The sequence below is a fragment of the Streptomyces sp. AMJ-169 genome (assembly GCF_055597585.1).
Map to the genome: position 1 here is coordinate 244,281 of NZ_JBVLTJ010000003.1, position 19,119 is coordinate 263,399.

20 protein-coding genes and 1 pseudogene are annotated in these 19,119 nt (G+C 72.9%); 11 read left to right on the top strand and 10 right to left on the bottom strand.

Annotated features, from left to right (window positions below; translation table 11 throughout):
* Nucleotide 1: 1 nt before the first annotated feature.
* Nucleotides 2-1,180: a cytochrome P450 gene (locus tag ACYUD3_RS09345; protein WP_470966572.1), complete on the bottom strand. Its 1,179-nt coding sequence runs from the start codon at nucleotides 1,178-1,180 to the stop codon at nucleotides 2-4.
* Between the two features lie 159 nt (nucleotides 1,181-1,339).
* Between ACYUD3_RS09345 and ACYUD3_RS09350 the strand changes: the two genes are divergently transcribed.
* Genes ACYUD3_RS09350 through ACYUD3_RS09360 form a run of 3 tightly spaced genes read left to right on the top strand, consistent with a single transcriptional unit; the run spans nucleotide 1,340 to nucleotide 3,788 of the window.
* Nucleotides 1,340-2,158, top strand: coding sequence for a methyltransferase domain-containing protein (locus ACYUD3_RS09350; RefSeq protein WP_470966576.1), 819 nt, complete (start codon nucleotides 1,340-1,342; stop codon nucleotides 2,156-2,158).
* Nucleotides 2,137-3,330, top strand: a complete 1,194-nt coding sequence (locus ACYUD3_RS09355) for a cytochrome P450 (protein ID WP_470966579.1) — start codon at nucleotides 2,137-2,139, stop codon at nucleotides 3,328-3,330. The genes ACYUD3_RS09350 and ACYUD3_RS09355 overlap by 22 nt, the downstream gene beginning before the upstream one ends.
* 50 nt (nucleotides 3,331-3,380) lie before the next feature.
* The gene (locus ACYUD3_RS09360; protein WP_470966582.1) at nucleotides 3,381-3,788 is read left to right on the top strand and encodes a VOC family protein; all 408 of its coding nucleotides are present in this window, start codon (nucleotides 3,381-3,383) and stop codon (nucleotides 3,786-3,788) included.
* Here the strand turns inward: ACYUD3_RS09360 and ACYUD3_RS09365 are convergent, their stop codons facing one another.
* Together ACYUD3_RS09365 and ACYUD3_RS09370 are read right to left on the bottom strand one after the other, a co-directional pair.
* Nucleotides 3,789-5,156 (bottom strand): NDP-hexose 2,3-dehydratase family protein, encoded by a 1,368-nt coding sequence (locus tag ACYUD3_RS09365; protein ID WP_470966585.1) that lies wholly within the window; start codon nucleotides 5,154-5,156, stop codon nucleotides 3,789-3,791.
* Nucleotides 5,144-6,100: an NAD-dependent epimerase/dehydratase family protein gene (locus ACYUD3_RS09370; RefSeq protein ID WP_470966587.1), complete on the bottom strand. Its 957-nt coding sequence runs from the start codon at nucleotides 6,098-6,100 to the stop codon at nucleotides 5,144-5,146. Before ACYUD3_RS09370 ends, ACYUD3_RS09365 begins: the two co-directional genes overlap by 13 nt.
* 175 nt (nucleotides 6,101-6,275) lie before the next feature.
* On the opposite strand from ACYUD3_RS09370, the gene ACYUD3_RS09375 reads away from it, so the two are divergent.
* From ACYUD3_RS09375 to ACYUD3_RS09395, 5 genes are all read left to right on the top strand, one after another.
* Nucleotides 6,276-7,610 (top strand): nucleotide disphospho-sugar-binding domain-containing protein, encoded by a 1,335-nt coding sequence (locus tag ACYUD3_RS09375; protein WP_470966590.1) that lies wholly within the window; start codon nucleotides 6,276-6,278, stop codon nucleotides 7,608-7,610.
* A complete protein-coding gene (locus tag ACYUD3_RS09380; protein ID WP_470966594.1) occupies nucleotides 7,607-8,716 on the top strand; it encodes a polysaccharide pyruvyl transferase family protein in 1,110 nt (369 codons plus the stop codon). The genes ACYUD3_RS09375 and ACYUD3_RS09380 overlap by 4 nt, the downstream gene beginning before the upstream one ends.
* A gap of 37 nt (nucleotides 8,717-8,753) precedes the next feature.
* Entirely contained in the window at nucleotides 8,754-9,677 is a 924-nt protein-coding gene (locus tag ACYUD3_RS09385) for a Gfo/Idh/MocA family protein (RefSeq protein WP_470966597.1), read from the top strand.
* A 37-nt stretch (nucleotides 9,678-9,714) separates the two neighbouring features.
* Nucleotides 9,715-10,626 carry a phytoene/squalene synthase family protein gene (locus ACYUD3_RS09390; protein ID WP_470966600.1) on the top strand — a complete coding sequence of 304 codons (912 nt, stop codon included), beginning with the start codon at nucleotides 9,715-9,717 and terminating at the stop codon, nucleotides 10,624-10,626.
* Between the two features lie 77 nt (nucleotides 10,627-10,703).
* A protein-coding gene (locus ACYUD3_RS09395; RefSeq protein WP_470966604.1) for an IS5 family transposase occupies nucleotides 10,704-11,518 on the top strand; the annotation gives its coding sequence in 2 pieces (ribosomal slippage) (nucleotides 10,704-11,046 and nucleotides 11,046-11,518; 816 coding nt in all).
* Between the two features lie 34 nt (nucleotides 11,519-11,552).
* On the opposite strand, the gene ACYUD3_RS09400 is transcribed toward ACYUD3_RS09395, so the two are convergent.
* Together ACYUD3_RS09400 and ACYUD3_RS09405 are read right to left on the bottom strand one after the other, a co-directional pair.
* A complete protein-coding gene (locus tag ACYUD3_RS09400; protein WP_470966607.1) occupies nucleotides 11,553-12,125 on the bottom strand; it encodes a TetR/AcrR family transcriptional regulator in 573 nt (190 codons plus the stop codon).
* A gap of 32 nt (nucleotides 12,126-12,157) precedes the next feature.
* Nucleotides 12,158-12,406 carry a hypothetical protein gene (locus tag ACYUD3_RS09405; RefSeq protein ID WP_470966609.1) on the bottom strand — a complete coding sequence of 83 codons (249 nt, stop codon included), beginning with the start codon at nucleotides 12,404-12,406 and terminating at the stop codon, nucleotides 12,158-12,160.
* Between the two features lie 54 nt (nucleotides 12,407-12,460).
* Between ACYUD3_RS09405 and ACYUD3_RS09410 the strand changes: the two genes are divergently transcribed.
* Nucleotides 12,461-13,264, top strand: a complete 804-nt coding sequence (locus ACYUD3_RS09410; protein ID WP_470966612.1) for a DUF6585 family protein — start codon at nucleotides 12,461-12,463, stop codon at nucleotides 13,262-13,264.
* Nucleotides 13,265-13,294: 30 nt separating this feature from the next.
* Here the strand turns inward: ACYUD3_RS09410 and ACYUD3_RS09415 are convergent, their stop codons facing one another.
* Both ACYUD3_RS09415 and ACYUD3_RS09420 read right to left on the bottom strand, forming a co-directional pair.
* A complete protein-coding gene (locus ACYUD3_RS09415) occupies nucleotides 13,295-13,732 on the bottom strand; it encodes a hypothetical protein (protein ID WP_470966615.1) in 438 nt (145 codons plus the stop codon).
* A 392-nt stretch (nucleotides 13,733-14,124) separates the two neighbouring features.
* Nucleotides 14,125-14,457: pseudogene (locus ACYUD3_RS09420) on the bottom strand (aromatic amino acid lyase); the annotation flags it as partial.
* Here ACYUD3_RS09420 and ACYUD3_RS09425 point away from each other — a divergent pair.
* Nucleotides 14,456-14,962, top strand: a complete 507-nt coding sequence (locus ACYUD3_RS09425; protein WP_470966618.1) for a MarR family winged helix-turn-helix transcriptional regulator — start codon at nucleotides 14,456-14,458, stop codon at nucleotides 14,960-14,962. The pseudogene ACYUD3_RS09420 and the gene ACYUD3_RS09425 overlap by 2 nt on opposite strands.
* A 482-nt stretch (nucleotides 14,963-15,444) precedes the next feature.
* Here ACYUD3_RS09425 and ACYUD3_RS09430 read toward each other — a convergent pair whose 3' ends face one another.
* Nucleotides 15,445-16,062, bottom strand: coding sequence for a winged helix-turn-helix transcriptional regulator (locus ACYUD3_RS09430; RefSeq protein WP_470966621.1), 618 nt, complete (start codon nucleotides 16,060-16,062; stop codon nucleotides 15,445-15,447).
* 159 nt (nucleotides 16,063-16,221) lie between these two features.
* On the opposite strand from ACYUD3_RS09430, the gene ACYUD3_RS09435 reads away from it, so the two are divergent.
* Nucleotides 16,222-17,295 carry an alkene reductase gene (locus ACYUD3_RS09435; protein WP_470966623.1) on the top strand — a complete coding sequence of 358 codons (1,074 nt, stop codon included), beginning with the start codon at nucleotides 16,222-16,224 and terminating at the stop codon, nucleotides 17,293-17,295.
* Between the two features lie 23 nt (nucleotides 17,296-17,318).
* On the opposite strand, the gene ACYUD3_RS09440 is transcribed toward ACYUD3_RS09435, so the two are convergent.
* A complete protein-coding gene (locus tag ACYUD3_RS09440; RefSeq protein ID WP_470966626.1) occupies nucleotides 17,319-18,260 on the bottom strand; it encodes a zinc-binding dehydrogenase in 942 nt (313 codons plus the stop codon).
* Between the two features lie 200 nt (nucleotides 18,261-18,460).
* A complete protein-coding gene (locus ACYUD3_RS09445; protein ID WP_470966629.1) occupies nucleotides 18,461-19,045 on the bottom strand; it encodes a TetR/AcrR family transcriptional regulator in 585 nt (194 codons plus the stop codon).
* Nucleotides 19,046-19,119: the final 74 nt, after the last annotated feature.

A 19,119-nucleotide genomic window follows, 5' to 3' on the forward strand; every position in this document is an offset into this window, starting at 1 on the left:
CTCACCACCCGACGGGCATCGCCCGCGGCCCCCGCAGCGACATCCCGGTCCGCCATACGACGTCCCCGGCCGGCCGGAGCCCCGGCAGCCGCTGCAAGAGCGCGCGCAGAGCCTCTTGCAGCTCCACGCGGGCCAGCGCCGCTCCGGGGCAGTAGTGGGGGCCGTGCCCGAACGCCATGTGCTGGTTGCTCTCCCGGCCGAAGTCGAGGTCGCCGGGTGTCGGGAAGCGCCGTCCGTCGCGGTTGGCGGCGCCCACCGACACGACCACCGGATCGCCCTCGCGTACGAGGGTCGCGCCGACACGGACGTCCTCGGTGGCCCAGCGGGCGGCGACGGCGCCGGTGCGCAGGGGCACGAAGCGCAGCAGTTCCTCGACGGCGGCCGGGATCAGCGCCGGGTCGTCCCGCAGCCGGCACAGCTGGTCGGGGTGGCGGAAGAGGACGGACAGGAAACTGGGGATGGAGGTGGCCGTCGTCTCATGGCCGGCGATGAGCAGGCCCACGCACTGTTCGAACAACTCGGCCTCGGAGAGCCGGTCTTCGTGGTCGCGGGCGGCGATCAGGGCGGTCATCAGGTCGTCGCCGGGGCGGGCGCGGCGTTCGGCGACGAGGCCGGCGATGTAGTGGTGGAACGCCGCGCTGCCGGCCTCGGCCTCGGCTGCGCTGACCGTGCTGGAGACGGCCTGTTCGGTCCATGCCCGGAAGCGGGGGTGGTCGGCCTCGGGGACGCCGAGGAGGCGGCAGATGACGGCGACGGGCAGCGGGAGCGCGAAGGACTCGACGAGGTCGGCGGGCTGCCCGGCGGCGGCCATGTCGTCGAGCAGCCCTTCGGCGAGGGCGCGCACCTGCGGGCGGATGGCTTCCATGCGCTGGAGGGTGAACGCGGTGGCGAGCAGTTTGCGCAGCCGCGTGTGGTCCGGCGGGTCCATGGCGTTGAGGCCGCGCACGACCTGGGACGGCGACTCGCGCGGCTCGTCGTTGGCGGCGCAGGCGGCGCGGCTGAACCTCGGGTCGCCCAGGACGTCGCGGGCGTCGGCGTACCGGGTGACGAGCCAGGCGGGGTCTCCGTACTGCAGCCGGACCCGCGTCAACTCCTCGTCCTTCAGGGCCTGTTGGTAGCGGCCGGACAGGTCGAGTCCTGGCCCTTCGTTGAAGGGGTAGGCGGCGGGTTCGGTGGACATCCGGGCCCCTTTCGTCGGTCTTGCAGTGCCCAGGGCCGTGCGGAGTATCCGTGGGGCGCCGGGGATTCCCTCGAACGGTCCCTCTCGCGGCGGCGGGCGTTTCGGCCGGCGGGCCCGGGTGCAGTGCTCCTTATCGACACGCTGATCCGAGGAGGACAGATGGCGGACGCGATGCCCGTGGCCGAGGAGGTCGGGCGGATGTACGACCGCATGACGGTGCTGGCCGCCGGTCTCACGGGCGAGGCCGGCTACAACGCGCACCTCGGGTACTGGGACGGCCCGGACAGCGCCGCGACGTACGAGGAGGCGACGGACCGGCTCACGGACGTGATGGCGGAGCGGCTGCGGCTCGGGGCCGGGGGGCGGCTGCTGGACGTCGGGTGCGGGGTGGGCGCCCCGGCGGTGCGGATCGCCCGGCGGACGGGGGCCGGGGTGGCGGGTGTCTCCGTCAGCGCGGAACAGGTCGTGCGCGCCCAGGAGCTGGCGCGGGTCTCGGGGCTGGCGGACCGGGTCTCCTTCGAGCGGGCGGACGCGATGCAACTGCCGTATCCGGACGGCTCGTTCGACGCGGCTCTGGCGATCGAGTCGATGCCGCACATGCCGGACCGGGGGCGGGTGCTGGGCGAGGTGGCGCGGGTGCTGCGGCCGGGCGGGCGGCTCGTGCTGACCGACTTCTTCCGCCGGCCGGGTCCGTCGGCGCAGGCGCATCCGCTGGGGGAGGTGATGGGTTCGACGAGTGTGCGGCTCGACGACTATCCGGCGCTGCTGCGGGCGTCGGGCCTGCGGTTCGTGGAGATGCTGGACATCACCGACGAGACCGTGCCCCGCTCGTTCGAACTCCTCGCGCGGCGGGCGCGGGAGCTGCGGCTGGCGTCGGACGACACGGCGGCGAACTGCTACTTCGACCCTCAGTCCCTGATCGACCCGGCGCTGCTCGGGTGTCTCCTGGTCGTCGCGTGCCGTCCGCCGACGGGCTGAGCGCCGCGGCGCGGCTGCCGTTCGAGCAGGCCGACCCGCTGCGGATCCCGCCCCTGCTGGGCGAGTTGCTGTCGCGGGGCCCGGTGCACCGGGTGCGGACCGCGCTGGGCGACGAGGCGTGGCTGGTCACCGGTCACGCGTGGGTGCGCCGGCTGCTCGCCGACGCCCGGCTCGGCCGCTCCCACCCGGCGCCCGAGCGCGCGGCGCGCACCGGGGAGAACCTGTTCGACTCGGTGCTGGGCAACTACGACACCGAGGTCGCCGACCACGCGCGCATCCGCTCGCTGCTGCGCCCGTACTTCGCCCCGGCGCGGATGCGGGCCCTGCGCCCGCGCGTGGAGGCCCTGACCGCGCGGCTGCTGGACGAGCTGGCCGCGCAGGGCCCGCCGGCGGACCTGCACGCGACGGTCGCCGAACCGCTGCCGGTCCTGCTGATCTGCGAACTGCTCGGCGTCCCGCACGAGGACGCCGGCCTCTTCCGCGCCCTGACGGCCGACGCGGGCGCCCTGGACGACCCCGCCCGCTCACAGCGCGGGGTGGGTGAACTCTTCGCCTACGGACGGGAGTTGGTCGCCCGCAAGCGGAAGGCGCCGGGCGACGACGTGATCTCCGGGCTGTGCGCGGCCGAGGGCGTGCCGGACGACGAGATCGCCGGTCTGTCGATGGCGCTGCTGTTCGCCGGGCACGAGACCACGGTCGTCCATCTCAGCCTCGGCACGCTGCTGTTGCTGACGAGCCCGCGGCAGTGGCGGGCGCTGGTGGCGGACCCTTCGCTGGCCGGCCCGGCGGTCGACGAGATCCTGCGGGCCTCGACGATGGGCACGGGCGGCGGGGTGCCCCGGTACGCGCGGGAGGACCTGGAGATCGACGGCGTGACCGTGCGGGCCGGTGAACTGGTGCTGCTGGGCAACGCCGCCGCCAACCACGATCCCGGGGTCTTCCCCGACCCGCACCGCCTCGACCTCGCCCGCCAGGCCGGCGCGCACGTCACCTTCGGGCACGGCGTCCGCTACTGCCTGGGCGCGCCCCTGGCCCGGCTCGAACTAGAGGCGGTGTTCACCCAGTTGGCGACCCGGTTCCCGACGCTGGCCCTGGCCGTGGGGGCACCGGAGCTGCGGACCCGCCGCACCTCGCTGACCGGCGGGCTCGCGGAACTGCCGGTGCGGTGGTGAGTAAGGGGCGCGGCCGGCCGCGCCCGTGGATCAGTGACCAGGAGGTCGTCATGCCGTTCACGACGTGTATCAGCGTCCGGGACACCGCCGCCAGCATCGCGTTCTACGAGAAGTTGGGCTTCGAGGTGGACTCCGGTCTCGCGCGGCCCGGCGACGACGTCCATCTCCTGCTGCGCCGGGGCGAGTTCTGCGGGCTCCTGTACAGCAACGCCGACCTCAAGGAGTGGCTGCCCCCGCTCGCCGGCGCGCCCATCGGTCTTGCCGGGATGCTGTATCTGACCGTCACCGACTTCGACGACTTCCACACCCTGGTGGCCCGGCACACCGAGGTCATCAAGGGCCCGCTGACCGACCATGTGGGCCAGCGGGTGTTCTACTTCCGCGACCTCGACGGGTATGTCATCGGCATCCACGACGACGCGGCGTTCCGGGCGAGCGAGCTGGTGAGGTACGCGTGATCACAGCAGGCACGCCATCAGGCTGCGGGTCTCGACGTTCACGTAATAGCCCAGCCGCATCAGGCGGTTGAGGAGGCCGAGGGTCATCCAGCGGTAGTGCGGCGGGGCCTCGACGGGATGGTCGTCGGGGAGGCGGACGACGAGGTGGCGGGTGTCGGCGTGCTGGAACCGGCCGCCGTCCTCGGACTGCACGGCGTCGACGACCGCCCAGGACGGGTCGTGGTCCAACAGGGCGGCCAGCGGCGGCAGGTCGTGCGGGCCCCGGTAGCTGCCCGGGGTCAGCTGGACCGTCGCGGCCAGTTCGACCCGGTCGGTGGCGCCGGGCTGGGCCATCGCCTGGATCAGGAAGCGCAGGGTGCCTTGGTGGCGCTGGGCGACGAGGGCGACGGTGTTGCCGGGGCAGGGGCGCAGCATGGGCTGGGTCCAGGTGGTGACCTCGCGGCTGGTGGCGGCCACCGACAGGCCGACGATCTCGAAGTAGCGGCCCTCGTCGTGCCGGACGCTGTACCCGTCGCAGGTCCAGCCGGTCATCTCGCGCAGGCCGGTGCGCCTGACGTCGAGGCCGAACCTGGTCTTCTGGTCGATGAGCCAGCTCATCGCCGCCGCGAGGTCGACGTCGGAGGACTGCCGCCGGTGCGAGCGGACGACGTCCGCGTGGAAGCCCGCGCAGTCGGTGCCGGAGGGCGCGTAGGTGATCGCGGACAGGACGGTCCGCGCGTTCATGTTGACCCGGTCGCCCAGCGCGAGCATCCGCCGCAGCTGGCCGAGCGTCAGCCAGGTGAACTCCTCGCCGGCCGGCACCTCTTCGTCCTCGGGGATCTCGACGATCATGTTGCGGTTGCGTTTGTAGAGGTACCAGGAGGAGTGCTCGGACAGCAGCTGGTCGAAGACGACCCTGCGGTGACCGGGGTCGAGGAAGTAGCCGAGGTACGGCGTCGACCTGCCGCCGTGCACCCGCTCGTAGTTGCTGGGGGTGGCCTGGACGGTCGCCGAGTACTGGACCAGGGCGCTGTTGCCGGGCTCCATCTTGGCCTGCATCAGGAAGTGCGCGACGCCGCCGATCCGCTTCACCAGGATGCCGAGGACGCCGATGTCGGCCTGGACGATGATGGGCTGGCACCAGTGGGGTGTCGTCCCGAAGCCGGTGCGGACGTCGAGTCCTTCGACGGTGAAGAAGCGGCCCGAGGCGTGGCCGATGACGTCGTCGTAGCGCCAGTCGGTGAGGGAGTCCAGCGGGACCTGCTCGACGTGGAAGGCGGACGCGGCGGCGCGTTCCTTGAGGAAGGCCTCCGGGTCCGGGGTCAGCGGGGTGCCGGGGGTGTGCGCGGAGGTGAGGAAGTCCGGGCCGCCGGTGATCAGGACCGACATCCGTCGCCTCCCGCCCGCAGCCGGCCCGCCATCAGCTCGATGCCGGCGGCGGGGCCGAGCGGCGCGAAATCGACGAGCGAGCGCAGCAGGGCCGTGTCCACGACCAGGTTCCCGGTGTCGGTCCCGGCGCTCGGTCCGGCCGTGACGGGGATGTGCCGTCGCATGGCGGCGGCGACCCGGTCGACGACCTCCGCGATCGAACACCCCATGCCTGAACCGACGTTGACGGTGCCGGGCAGCGAGTCGCCGAGGGCGAGCAGGTCGAGGGCGGCCCGGACGAAGTCGTCGGCGTGCAGGAAGTCCCTGCGCTGGGCGCCGGTGCCGTGCAGTGTGAAGGGTTTTCCGGTGAGCGCGCAGCGGAACGCCGCCGAGACCACCCCCTGGCCCCGGGTCTCGGGGAGCAGCCGGCCGTAGACGTTGGAGCAGCGCAGGGCGGTGCAGCGCAGGCCGTGGGCGCGGCGGTAGAAGCCGAGGTAGTGCTCGGCGGTCAGGCGTGACATGCCGTAGGGGGAGGTGGGCTCGGGCTGTTCCGCCTCGGTACGCAGGCCGGGGCCCGGGGCGTAGACGCCGCCGGCCGAGGAGAGGAACACGATCCGGGTGGCCGGGCCGAGCGTGCGGACCGTCTCGCAGACGTTGATGAGGAGCGAGAGGGTGTCGACGGCGTCGGCTTCGGGTTCGTCCGCCGAGGGGACGGGGAAGCGTCCGCCGGCGGCGATGACGACGGCGTCCTGGCCGTCTTCCCGTAGCACGCCCGGGAGTTCGGCCGCTCCGGCGCCGAGGACGAGCCGGAGGCCGGGCCGCTCGCGCAGCCGGAAGGGGTCGGAGCGGCCGATCACGGTGACGCCCCAGCCCCGGTGCGCGGCACCGAGGGCGAGGGCGCCGCCGAGGAAGCCGGCGCCGATGACCGTGAGGCGCCTCGCCGTGTGTCTCCTGGGTGCAGTCATGGCCCCGGTCCTTTCGCCGTCTCCACCCGAACCGCCGTCGTCCCATGTTCTCCGTCCACGGCCCCGGGACTCCGGCGCGGCGGACTTTGAACTCGATCGAGCTAACGGACGCACGATCGGCGGCGGCCCTGGGAAGAGTGACGACAGCCCGCACGCCTCGCGAACGGAGTCCCGGATGCGCGTCGTCTTCGCCGTCCTGCCGGTGAGAGCGCACCTCAACGCGGTGGTCCCGCTCGCCTGGGCGCTGCGCAGCGCCGGGCACGAGGTGGTGGTGACCGGGGACTGGGGGCCGGAGCGGGAGGCGACGCGGCACATCAGGGCGGCGGGCCTGGACGCGGTGCCGCTGGGCGGGGCGGGCGACGTCTCGCCGGTGCGGCCGGGGGCGCACAACCAGTCCGACTTCCTCGCGCTGGACGCGGACACCGCGGACGAGGAGCAGTGGAACCGCTTCCGCGCGGCGATCCGCTACCTGTGCGCGGAGGTGTACGCGCCCGACACCGCGCTCGGCCGACAGGCTTGTCTGCTGCGGAAGTTGGTCGCGTTCACCGGGTCCTGGCGGCCCGATCTCGTGCTGTGGGACATGCTCATGTTCCCCGCCCCGGTGGCGGCCCGGGTCTGCGGCGCCGCGCACGCGCGGATCGTGTGGGGGAGGGACCTGATCGGTATGCTCCGGGCCCGGCTGCTGACCCCGGCCGGGGACGATCCGTGCGCCGGCTGGCTGCGGCCCCTGCTCGACCCGTACGGCCTGGAGCCCAGCGCGGCGACCCTGCTCGGGGACTGGTCGGTCGACCTGGGCCGGCCGCACCCGTACCGGCCGCACGGGACGACCGTGCCGGTCCGCCGTATCCCCTACGGCGGGTCGGCCGAACTCCCGTCCGGGCCGCCCGAGTTGCCCACCCGCCCCCGGGCCGTGCTGACCCTCGGCATGACCCGGGACGAGATCCACTCCCAGGGCTCGGCGTTCCCGCTGCGCGGCTTCCTCGACGCGGCGGGCGGGCTGGACGTGGAGCTGCTGGTCACGCTGGCGGAGGAGCAACTGGCGGCGCTCGGCGGGCCGTTGCCGGACAATGTGCGGGCCGTCGGCTATGTGCCGTTCGGCCGGCTCCTGCCGTCCTGCGCGGCGATCGTCCACCAGGGCGGCCGGGGGACGTTCGCCACGGCCGCCGCCTACCGGGTGCCGCAGATCGTCGTCCCGCAGCCGCTGTGGGACGAGACGGCGACCGCCCGCCAGGTCGCGCGCTACGGCGCCGGGCTCGCCCTCGACCTGGCCGGGCTCACCGGCGCGGAGGTGGGCGCGGCGCTGGCGCGGGTGCTGACGGAGCCCAGGTTCCGGGCCGGGGCGGGGAGGCTGTACGCCGACACGATGGCCGATCCTGCGCCGGGGGGTGTGGTGGGGCGGTTGGAGGAGTTGACGGGGGCGCATCGGGGTGGCGGCGGGTGGCCGGGGGCGAGCGGCGCGGAACTGTCTTCGGGCGGCGGCGCACGCCCCGGCCCGGGTGACCCCCGATGACCGGCCCCCACTACCTCGTCTGCCCCGCCGGCATCCCCAACTACGGTGACGAACTCATCGCCGGCGCCTGGCTGCGCCACCTCTCCGAGGCCGCCCCCGAGGTGGACGTGATCGTCGACTGCCTCTCCCCCGAAGTCGCCGCCGCGCACCTCACCGGGCTCCACCCCCGCGCCCGCTTCACCAACGTCCTGTGGCAACTGTGCCTGCGCCGCTGGCCGGAGAGCGATCCGGCGGTGATCTGCCCGTGGGTGGAGCGCGCGGTGCGCGAACCGGGGCTCGTGCCGGAGCTCGCGGACGGCATCGCGGACCTCGCCGGCGCACGCGTCGTCCATCTACTGGGCGGCGGTTTCCTCAACGCGCTCTGGCCGTACTTCGCCGGTCTGCTCGCCGGGATCACGGCGGCGGGCGGCGCGCGGACTGCGATGAGCGGGCAGGGGCTGTGGCCGCCGGCCGACACCGCCGGGGTGACCCGGGAACTGATCGGCCGCTTCGACGTCGTCGACGTACGCGACGCCCCCTCCGCCCGGTTCGCGGGCCTCGCCCCCTCCCCCGGCCACTGCGACGACCTGTTCCTCGGGCTCGGCCCGCATCTGCTGCGGGCGGGCGGGGAGGCGCCGGAGGTCATGGTGAGCGTGCAGTCGCTGGCCGCCGAGAGCCCGGCCGCCGCCGAGGGGACGGTGCGGTTCGTGGCGGAGGTGCTGCGCGCGTGGCGGGTGACGGACGTGGGCCTGCTGGAGTGCTCCCCCGAGCACGACCGCGACGTGCTCGCCGCCGCCGGCCGGCTGCTGCCGGGCGCCCGCCGCTACGGCCTCGCCGACGTCCTCGCCCACGGCCTGCCCGTACGCCCCGGCCAGACCTGGATCAGCACCCGGTTCCACCCCCACCTGGTCGCGGCGGCGGCCGGCGCCTCCGGCATCGCGCTGGCGGTGCGGGCCGACTACTACGGCACCAAGCACCGCTCGCTGATCGACGCGGGCTCCTCCTGGCGGCTGCACGAGCGGTCCGGGACACCCGGGCGCCCGGCCTGCGGCGGGTACGACGCCGGGCGGCTGGCGGCGCTGCGGGACGCCAAGTCGGCGGTGGCACAACGGATTTACGGCACGTGAGCATCAGGACCCGCGTGCGCGTCAGGAACGAGGAGCTGTGGAACTACTGCTGATCGGACTCTCCCGCTTCGCCCGCCGCCGGGTGCTGCCGGCCGCCGCCGCGCTGCCGGAGTTCACCGCCGTGGACGTCGCCAGCCGCCACGCCACCTCGGTCGACACCCCCAAGTCCCGCAAGCTGTACGCCGATTGGCGCGAGGCCCTGACGGCGGCGGCGCCGGGCCTGGCCTACGTCTCCCTCGTCAACGCCGAGCACGCCGACGCCGTGCGGTACGCGCTGGAGCGGGGCTGGCACGTGGTCGTCGACAAACCGGCGTTCCTGGACGCCGGTACGGCCGTGGAGTCGGTCGCGCTGGCCCGGCGTTCCGGTCTCGTCCTCGCGGAGGCGACCTGCTACGCCTTCCACCCCATGTTCGCCGTGGTCAGGGAGTTCGCGGCGGACGCGGACAAGGCCGTCGCCGTCTTCACCCCGCCGGTCCCCGCGGCCGACTTCCGCCACGACCCGGCGCGCGGCGGGGGCGCGCTGCTCGACACCGGGCCCTATCTCGCCTCGCTGGGCCGGGTGTTGTGGGGTCTCGAACCGGACGAGGTGAGCGTGATGGTCGGCGACCGCACGCCGGGCGGGCTCGATCTCTCCTACAGCGCGCTGGTCCGCTACCCCGGCGGCCGGACCGCCGTCGGCCACTTCGGGTTCACCAACACCTACCAGAACACACTCCAGTTGCTGGGCCGGCACGAAGTCGCCCATGTGGAACGGCCCTTCTCGGCGCCGCCGGAGCTGGAGCCGGAGGTGCGGGTGGACAACGGCCAGGTGCAGCACGTCCGTTGCGTGCCGGGGGCCGACAGTATGCGGGTCTTTCTCGACCGGGTACTGGGGGCGGTCCGTAGCGGTTCGCGGGAGTTCGACGAGCTGCTGCTCGGCGACGCCCGGACCTTGGACCGCCTCATCCAGGCGGCCCGGTGACGTCAGGCCTCTTCCGCGCGGCCACTACGATCGGCACGTGAGCGCATGGGATCGAAGTCTGGACGCGGCCGGCGTCCGTGAGCCGGGACTGCGGAGCGACTACGGCGCGCAGCGGCAGGTGGTCGCGCGGTACCGGCGTACCGCGTACCTCGCGACCCGGCTGCTGCTGCCGCCCGCGACGCTGCCGCACGCCCTCGCGGCGACCGCGTTCATGCACCACGGCGACAATCTGCTGGACACCGGGCCGAAGCCGGAGCGGGCCGCCGCCTGGGAGCGCTGGGAGCGGCGGGTGCGGGAGGTGCTGGCCGGCGGGGCGGGCGACGATCCGCTGCTGCGCGCGCTGGCGCACACCGTCGCCGCCCGGCCCCGGCTGCGGGGGGCGGTGGAGGAGTATCTGGCCACCGCCACCGCCGAGTTGCACTTCACGGGCTTCGCCACCGAGGCCGACTACCAGACCTACGTCGACGCCTACACGCTGCCCGCCTTCCTGCTGATCGCCTCGCTGGTGAGCCCCGAGGACGACGACGGGGAGTTCCGGGCGGCCTGCCGCACCTTCATCGACGGCAGCCAGCGCCTGGACTTCGTCAACGACCTCGCGGAGGATCTGCGGGAGGGAAGGCTGGGCGTCCCGGCGGAGACGCTGAAGCGGTTCTCGCTCACCGAGGACGATCTGATGGACGGTCAACGTTCGTCGTCCGTGCGGGAGTTGGTGGACCATCAAGTCGGCTTGGCGCGGGCCGACTTGGCGCGGGCCAGGGAGTTGCCGGGGCTGGCGCCCGCTCCTTTCCGGCCGCTGCTGGGCGCCCTCGTCGACATCGAACTCCTCACCGCCGACGCGGCGTTGGCGCGGGGTGCCGGGCTGCTGGAGGGGTCGGCGAGTCCGTCGGCGCGGCGGGCGGTGGGGGTGCTGTTCGTGGCGTGGCGGCGGGCGAAGGCTGCGCGGACTTAGCGGGCTCTTAGAACTCCTAACGAAATGATCTTCGAGGTGGTTGGATCGCTCCGGGACCGTTGATCCGGGGGTGTGAGGTGGCTCGGCCGAAGCCGTGGGATGTCGACGACGAGTTGTGGGCGGTGATCGAGCCGCTGCTGCCCACGATCGAGCGTCGGACCCGGCATCCTGGGCGCAGGCGGCATCCGGACCGGCTGGTGTTCCAGGGCATCCTGTTCGTGCTGCACACCGGGATCGCCTGGGAACACCTGCCGCAGGAACTCGGCTTCGGCTCGGGCATGACCTGCTGGCGGCGCCTGGCCGAATGGACCGGGGCCGGCGTGTGGCCCAGGCTGCACGAGGTCCTCCTCGCCGAGCTCCGCAGCGCGAACGCCCTGGACTTCTCCCGGGCGGCGGTCGACGGCTCCCACATCCGGGCGCTAAAGGGGGAGCCAGGACCGGACGAAGCCCCGTCGACCGGGGCAGGACGGGCAGCAAACACCACCTGATCACCGACGCCACCGGTATCCCGCTCGCCGCCACCCTCACCGGCGGCAACCGCAACGACGTCACCCAGCTGATCCCCCTCCTCCAGGCCGTGCCGCCCGTGCGGGGCAAACGAGGCCGGCCCCGACGCCGCCCCGATGCGGTGCTGGCCGACCGCGGCTACGACCACGACAAGTACCGCCGGCTGGTCCGGGATCTCGGCGTGAAGCCGCTGATCGCCCGCCGCGGCACCGACCACGGCTCCGGGCTCGGCACCCAACGCTGGGTCGTGGAGCGCGCCTTCGCCCATCTGCACTGGTTCCGCCGCCTGCGCATCCGCTGGGAGATCCGCGACGACATCCACGAAGCCTTCCTCACCCTCGGATGCGCACTCATCTGCTGGCGACGCCTGAAGTCATTCCGATAGGAGTTCTTAGGGGGCGTCGCCGGAGCCGGGCTCCCTACCGCGCCCCCGCCCACCCGATCAGCGCCCCTCTCAACGCCGCCACCAACCGAGTAGCCGCCTCCTCCTCGGTCCGCCCGCTCTTGATGAGATCAAGAATGTCGCGCGGATCGAACAAGGCGTTCCACAGATACAGCGCCTCCTCCCCCAAGTCCCCCAGCCCCAGTTGCTCGGTGGTCTCCCGCAACGGCTCGGTGAGCGCCTCGGCTTGGGGCAGCAGATACCCCGTGTCCTCCCGCAGCCGCTCCAAGTACCCCCGGTGCGAACGCATTTGGGCCATGGCACCGCCGTGTTCGAGGACCAGGGAGACCCATTTCCGGGACACCGCCTCCAGGCGCGGCAGCCCCTCGGTGGTCTGTGCGGCGCTGAAGTCCCGCAGTTCGGTGCCGACTTGGGCGCGGAAGGCGTGCAGGATCTCCTCGACGGAGGAGAAGTGGCGGTAGGCGGTGGCGGTGGAGACCTCGGCGTGCTTGGCGATCTCGGCGAGGCTCACGGGGGTCGGCGAGTTCTCGAAGAGGCGGGCCGCCGCCTTGATGAGGTGCCGGCGGTTGCGCTCGGTGTCACTGCGCATCGGTCGGCTCCTCGTCGTGCGCGGTTCGGTGCTCATCGCAGGGTCGCGAAGGCGGCGGCCAGCCGGCGGACGCCCTCCACGATGGACTGCGGACCGGCAGCGTACGACAACCGTAGGTGATATTCGCCGCAGGCCCCGAATTCGCTGCCGGGGCGGACGGCCACGCCGTGCGCGCGCAGCGCCGCCACGACCTCCACCGAGGGCTGAGCGGCAGGGCGGCTGCGGCTGCGGCTGCGGCTGCGGCTGCGGCTGCGGGTCGTAGCCGGAATCGCCCTCTTCACACATTCCGCGCCCTCCTCCGACAATGTCTCCTCCAGCGGCCCTTGGGGGGATTCATGCCGGATCAGAGCGCTGTCGTCGTACCGCCCGCGATGCGGGACGCCGCGCGGGACTGTGAGTTGGGCGGGCGGCGCGGGCTCGTGCGGACCGAGCCGAGGCGGGGCGGCTGGGGGGTGCTGGCGGCCATGGTGGTGTTCGGCCTGGTCATGCTGTCGTACGGCGTCCGGCTCGCCGTCGAGGATCAGCGCACCAGCGGCGCCTGGTACTACGCGGCGCCGATCCTCCTCCTCGGCGCGGCGCCGCTCGCCCTGGCCGTCCGGCTCATGGTGCGGCTCTGGAGCCGGCCGCAGATCTGGGTCGCCCACTACGAGCACGGGCTGATGCGGTGGGTCACCGGGAGGGTGCCCGAGGTCTACGAGTGGGACGAGATCGCGGGCGTCACCCGGGAGGAGACCCGGGTGACCGACGGACTCAGCGGCTCCACCTGGCGCACGCTCACCGTGTTCCCCGAGGGGGGCGGCCAGATCGTGGTGGACGACACCTACAAAGGGCTCGCCCAGTTCGCCGACACCTTCGACACCGCGTTCACCCGGGTACGGCTCCCCCAGGACGCGGCGCGGCTGGAGGCGGGCGAGCGGGTCGACTTCTTCGTCGTTCAGCTCGATCCCGCGGGGATCGGACACCTCGGCGAGCGTCTGGGCTGGCGGGAGGTGAAGCGGGTCGAGGTGCGGCAGGGTTTCCTGAACGTCCATCAACTCGGCGCGAAGAAGCCGTGGTTGTCCGTCCCTGCGGCGTCCGTCCGCAATCTGCGGGTGTTGCTGTCGCTTGCCGAGGGGTTGCGGGGGCGGGGTGGCGGGTGATCGGGGCGGGCGGGGTGAGCTGTCGGTGCCCTAGCCGACCGTGCCGACCGTTTCGCAGTAGGCCCTGGGGGAGCCGCTCACGTACATGCAGACCTTGTCGCCGGGGACCAGGGCTGGGACGGGGGTGAACTCGCCTCGCACGGCGGGCGGTTGCCGCGTGTAGGTGAGGCTTCCGGTGCCGGAGGCGCCGTTGACCGTGAAGTGGAGGTTCAAGGTGGCCGGCGCGGGGTTGAGAGTGAACCAGTAGCGGTAGCCCTGCGCGGCGCTCCCCCGGATTCCGTAACAGACGGAGGCTTCGGGCAGGCAGACGGCGCGCGGGGTGTCGGGCACGGCGGTGGCTGTCGTCGGGGCGGTAGCCGCCGTCGGGGCAGTTGCCGCCGTCACGGCGGTGGCCGTCGCCGGGGCGAGGGCCGCGACGAGGGTGGCGAGGGCGGGCAGGGTGACGAGAGCGTTCCCTCTGATGCGCACGGTTGTCTCCTTCTCTCCGGTCGGCGGCCATGGCGCGTCGGCCGCCACGACAAATCGGTTACTACGGACACTGGTTCGCCGCCCCCGGGGTACGCAAGGGTGCGCAATCGGACAATACCGCCGACCGTCATCGGCCGGCGTGGCACCTACGAGGGCGGCGACGCTGGACGATGCCCTTGTCCTACGGCCGACCCTCGACGAGGAGGCGGACGGCGGCGGTCTCGGTGACGAGCTGCACGGCGAACCGGGCGTCGCGGGCCGCGATCGTCCCCATGCTGACCTTGCCCTGGCCGTACGCCTCGGGGGTCGGCGACGCCGATCGCGGTGAGCTTGATCGCGTGCGGGGCTCCTGGAGGCGCTGGTCGAGTCGGCGGAAGCCGGTGGCGGGTGTCGGCTGCGGCCAGGGTGGCGAACGTGAACATCAAGGAGGTGCCGTTGGCCAGGGCGAGGCCCTCTTCGGCCTCCAGTTCCACCGGTTCGAGGCCGTACGTGTCCAACGCGTCGGCGGCCGGTCGGCGTACACGGCCTCGCCCTCCCCCACGAGCGGTGCGCCGAGGTGGCTCAGCGGCGCGAGGTCCCGACTGAGTTGCACTCGAGGAGGGGGTCGTGTTCGAGCAGGTCGAGCAGTCGGCGTACCGGTGAAATGATTCCGCGACAAGCGGCGTGCTCCCCCCTGTCGACGGGAGGGTCGTGTGCCGGGTACGTGAGTGAGGAGCCGTAGTCATGCCGTCAGTGCCCGAACCGGTCCGGGGGGCCGACGGCGTGGTGCCGGCCGTCGCCGATGCCCCGCTCAGCGAGGCCCTTTTCCGTGCGGCCCGGGTGCATCGGATCGCGGCCGGCGCCCTGTTGCGTGACACCGGTCTCTACCCCGGCCAGGAGCTGCTGATGATGCGGCTGTGGGAGCGGGGTGAGCAGCGGCAGGCGGATCTCGTCAAGACGCTGGGGCTCGATCCGTCGACCGTCACGAAGATGCTTCAGCGCCTGGAGCAGTCGGGGTTCGTCACCCGCAGCCCCTCCACCACCGACCGCCGCGCCGTCGTAGTCAATACCACCCGCGCGGGCCAGGCCCTGCACGACCGGGTCCTCCAGGCCTGGCGGAACCTGGAGACGGTCACTTCGGCCGGGTTCACGGAGGAGGAGTATCGGCTGGCGATGCGGGTGCTGACCCAGATCGAGACGAACCTGAACGGACCGGCGGCCGAAGGGGAGGGGGGCTCGGCGGCTTGCTGAGGTTTTAGGGGGTGCGTGGTCTGGGGGGGGGCTTCGGAGGTCATGGTCCGGCTCGCTGAGTTCGCGGGGTCGGGAGCGGGGTGGAGGGCGCGGGGGCAGGGGGAGGCGGAGGGCGCGAGATCGGGGGCGAGGCGAAGAGCCGGGGGGCGGGGGAGCGGGGCGAAGAGCGCGGGGTCGGGGTCGGGATGGAGGGGCGGGGAGCACAAGGTCGGGGGCGAGGCGAAGAGTGCGAGCTCTGGGGGCGAGGCGAGGGGCACGGGGTCAAGGGAGCGGGGCAAAGAGCGCGAGGTCGAGGGCGAGGCGGCGGGCTCGGAGCCGGGGTGGAGGGGCGGGGAGCGCAGAGTCAGGGGCGAGGCGGAGGGCGCGAGGTCTGCGGGGCCTGCGGGTCTGCGGGATCTGCGGGGCCTGCGAGGTCTGCGGCAACGAGATTCCGCTGTGGCCGGCCAGCGCCCCGGGCAGGCCAGCACCCTTCGTGCCGGTACTCATGCGCTTCTCCCCCGTCCGGCAGCCCTGCTGGGGCGGCAGCACGCTATTGCGTACAGGGTGGCGATACCCAGAGCTACTGAAACGATCCGGCCGCCATGACACCCCGCGCGCCGCGCCACCCCGCCCGCCATGACACCCCACCACACCACTCCGCCCACTGAAACCACCCCGCCGAGCCCCTCCGTTCGCGACGCCAACAGACCCCGGTACACCGCGCAAGCCGCCTCGACCTGGCGCCATGCCCCTATGGACCACTCCGCGAGCGCGGCGAGGACCAGCCCGAGGGAGACGGCGAGCGCAGCGGCCTCGTACTCGACCCTCGGGGGCGCCCCCTCGTAGGCGGTACGGGCCACGAAGCCGTCGCGTTCGAGCTGGCGGAGTCTCTGGGCCGGCATCCTCGCGGAGATCCGAGGGAGCCAGCGGCGCAGTTCGGTGGAGCAGGGCCGGGCGGTATGGCCGATGCCGCCGCCGCACCCGCCGCACCTGCCTGCCGCCGCTGCCGTCGCACAGGCGACACCACAGCACCTGCGCAGTCCATTTGCCGTGCATCGCTTCGACGACGGAACCCACATGGCCCCGCCCGGCAAGAGGGCAAGGCAGGCACCACTGTCCATCCAGACACACCCCCCATCATCATTGGTCGGCCCACAACAATCCGCCAGCGAACAGCAAAATGGCCCCCAGGAATAGATTCATGAGGTTTACTTGTTCGGACAGTAAACGGCCGTGAGGCACACCTCACCGGCCCCCGTTCCGAACCAAGGATGATCACCATGTCGAAGGCCTTCGAAGCGTACGAACTGGGCGGGGTTCGCCTGGTCAACCGGATCGTGATGGCGCCGATGACCCGTTCGCGTGCCTATGGCGCGGGCAACAGCCCGACCGAGCTGATGGCCGAGTACTACGCCCAGCGCGCCGGCGCGGGGCTGATCGTCACTGAGGGGACTCAGCCCTCGGTGATCGGTCAGGGGTACCCCGACACCCCCGGGATCCATTCAGAGCAGCAGGTCGCCGGCTGGCGCAAGGTGACCGACGCCGTGCACGCCGAAGGTGGGGTGATCTATCTCCAGTTGATGCACACCGGCCGGGTCGGACACCCGTCCCTGATGGGGCTGAACCCGGTCGGCCCGTCCCCGGTGAAAGCCGCCGGGCAGGTCTACACCCACGAGGGCCCGCAGGACTTCGTCACGCCGAGGGAGCTGACCGAGGACGAGATCTGGGAGACGATCGCCGACTACGCGGACGCGGCCCGCAAGGCCGTGGCGGCCGGTTTCGACGGAGTCGAGCTGCACGGCGCCAACGGCTACCTCATCCACCAGTTCCTCGCCCCCAACTCCAACACCCGCACGGACGGTTGGGGCGGCAGCCCGGAGCGGCGCATCCGGTTCGCCGTCGAGACCGCGAAGGCCGTCGCCGACGCCATCGGCGCGGACAGGACCGGCTTCCGGATCTCCCCGGCCAACCCCTACAACGACATCGACGAGAGCGACCGCACGGACGCCGACGCCACCTACACGGCCCTCGTCGACGCCCTCGCCCCGCTGAACCTGGCCTACCTGCACCAGATGGAGGCGCCCGACGTCCGCGACCTGACCCTCCGTCTGCGCAAGGCCTGGCCGACGACGTTCATCCTCAACCCCTTCACCGGCCAGTCCCCCACCGGCCCCGGCGAACTCGCCCTCCTCGACGACGGCACCGCCGACCTCATCGCCTACGGCGCCCTCTTCCTCGCCAACCCCGACCTCCCCGCCCGCCTCGCCAAGAACGGCCCCTTCAACACCCCCGACCCCGCGACCTCCTTCGGCGGCGACCACACCGGGTACACCGACTACCCGACCCTCGCCTGACCGGACCGGCCGGTCCCGCCCCCTCACCAGGTGACGACCACCCTCCCGAACCGCTCGTTACCCACAAGATCCGTGAACGCGGCCCGCAGCCGCCCCATGTCGTACACCGCCTCCACCACCGGCTCGATCCGCCCCCGGACCACCATGTCCAGCACGCGGGCCTGGGCCGGCGCCGTGGAGTGCGGGACGTACACCAGCGGCATCCTGCGGCTGCTGAAGCGGGCGGCGGCCAGGCCGGTGAGGTCCTTGTGCGGGGTCGCGGTGACGAACGCCCCCTTCCGGGAGAGCTTCCGGCTGACCTGGGTGAAGCTCAGCGTCCCGGAGAGGTCGACGACGGTGTCGTAGGGGCCGGTCAGGTCCTCGAAGAAGGTGTCGCCGTAGTAGTGGGCGCTGTGCGCGCCGAGTTCCTTGAGACGGGCCGGCGCGCCCCGGCCGCCTATCGCGGTCACCTCGGCTCCGCGCGCGGCGGCGATCTGGACGGCGTACACGCCCACTCCCCCGCTCGCGCCGACGACCAGCACCCGGTCGCCGCTGCCCACGGCCGCCCCGTCCAGGCCCCGCAACGCGGTCTCGGCGCCGATGGGGAGCGCGGCGGCGCCGGCGAAGCCCAGGGTGTCGGGGAGTTCGGCGAGGTATTCCTCGGGGACGGCGACGTACTCGGCGAGCGCCTTCTCGCCCCGGGTGAGGTGCGGGCCGCCCATGACGCGCTGCCCCTCGCGCAGGCGCAGGCCCTCGGAGCGGACGACGCCGGAGAACTCCAGGCCCAGGTTCACCGACCGTCTGCGGGTCCTGCGGGCCAGCGAGCGCGGGTCGTCGGCGCGCGCGAACTCCTTCTCCCAGGGGCTCAGCGCGACGGCCTTGACCTCGACCAGCACCGATCCCGCAGCGGGACGCGGGGTCGGGACACTGCCGAGGCGGAACTTCTCGGCGCCTCTTCGGAGGGGGTCGATGAGGACGGCTTCCATGGGGGGAACTCCGTTCGGGGCAGGGCGAAGCCCAGGGCGGTGTGGGGGTGAGATACAAGAAAACCAGGCGAACCGGCAGCGGCAGCGGCAGCGGCAGCGGCCCAGCATCCCGAGCGAGCGGGCGAGCCGGCGGGCGCTCAGCCCGACCGCGTCAACAGGAGCAGCAGCCCCACGCGGCGCCGGCCCCGTACAGCCGGCGCTCAGCGCACCGGCGCCCGGGGAAACAGCCGTATCAACACGCCCACCGCCTCCTCCCGGCCCACCCGGTCCGCCAGGACCCCCTCCGCGAGGCGGTCGGCGGCGCCCAGGAAACCCGTGGTCAGCGCGTACGCCTCCCGGGGAGCCACGTCGAGCAGTTCGGAGACCAGTCCGGCGTACCGCTCGGCCTCGTCTCCGTGGACGTCGCCGCCGGACTCGCCGGTGGCGACGAGGGCCGCGCTGACGTCCGTGTGCAGCGCGCCGTTCTCCAGCGTGCAGACGACGTACGCGTCGCACAGCGCCCACAGCGCCTCTTCGGCGGCGGTCGCGTGGGCGCGGTGCGCGGTCATCGCCTCGGTGACCGTCTCCTCGTACTCGGCGCCGACGCGGCGCAGCATCGCGCGCAGGAGGCCGGCGAGGGAGCCGAAGTGCTGGTAGGCGATCGGCTTGCTGACCCCGCAGGCGTCCGCGAGTCTGGCCAGCGTCAGCGCGCCCGCGCCGTCCTCACGCGCGAGGCGCAGGGCGGTCTCCAGCATCAGCTCTCTGCGTTCGGCGGCCGGCACCCTGCGCCGCTTCGTCCCGGTCATGCGCATCACCTCGGCCCCAGCTAGGTTACGATTCGTAACTTACTACTCGTAACCCAGCTGGGGCAAGCCCCTTT

Coding starts and splice junctions, on each gene's coding strand:
- ACYUD3_RS09345 (WP_470966572.1), bottom strand. CDS start 1,180: ATGTCCACCGAACCCGCCGCCTACCCCTTCAACGAAGGGCCAGGACTC.
- ACYUD3_RS09350 (WP_470966576.1), top strand. CDS start 1,340: ATGGCGGACGCGATGCCCGTGGCCGAGGAGGTCGGGCGGATGTACGAC.
- ACYUD3_RS09360 (WP_470966582.1), top strand. CDS start 3,381: ATGCCGTTCACGACGTGTATCAGCGTCCGGGACACCGCCGCCAGCATC.
- ACYUD3_RS09365 (WP_470966585.1), bottom strand. CDS start 5,156: ATGTCGGTCCTGATCACCGGCGGCCCGGACTTCCTCACCTCCGCGCAC.
- ACYUD3_RS09370 (WP_470966587.1), bottom strand. CDS start 6,100: ATGACTGCACCCAGGAGACACACGGCGAGGCGCCTCACGGTCATCGGC.
- ACYUD3_RS09375 (WP_470966590.1), top strand. CDS start 6,276: ATGCGCGTCGTCTTCGCCGTCCTGCCGGTGAGAGCGCACCTCAACGCG.
- ACYUD3_RS09380 (WP_470966594.1), top strand. CDS start 7,607: ATGACCGGCCCCCACTACCTCGTCTGCCCCGCCGGCATCCCCAACTAC.
- ACYUD3_RS09400 (WP_470966607.1), bottom strand. CDS start 12,125: ATGCGCAGTGACACCGAGCGCAACCGCCGGCACCTCATCAAGGCGGCG.
- ACYUD3_RS09410 (WP_470966612.1), top strand. CDS start 12,461: ATGCCGGATCAGAGCGCTGTCGTCGTACCGCCCGCGATGCGGGACGCC.
- ACYUD3_RS09425 (WP_470966618.1), top strand. CDS start 14,456: ATGCCGTCAGTGCCCGAACCGGTCCGGGGGGCCGACGGCGTGGTGCCG.
- ACYUD3_RS09430 (WP_470966621.1), bottom strand. CDS start 16,062: ATGGACAGTGGTGCCTGCCTTGCCCTCTTGCCGGGCGGGGCCATGTGG.
- ACYUD3_RS09435 (WP_470966623.1), top strand. CDS start 16,222: ATGTCGAAGGCCTTCGAAGCGTACGAACTGGGCGGGGTTCGCCTGGTC.
- ACYUD3_RS09440 (WP_470966626.1), bottom strand. CDS start 18,260: ATGGAAGCCGTCCTCATCGACCCCCTCCGAAGAGGCGCCGAGAAGTTC.
- ACYUD3_RS09445 (WP_470966629.1), bottom strand. CDS start 19,045: ATGACCGGGACGAAGCGGCGCAGGGTGCCGGCCGCCGAACGCAGAGAG.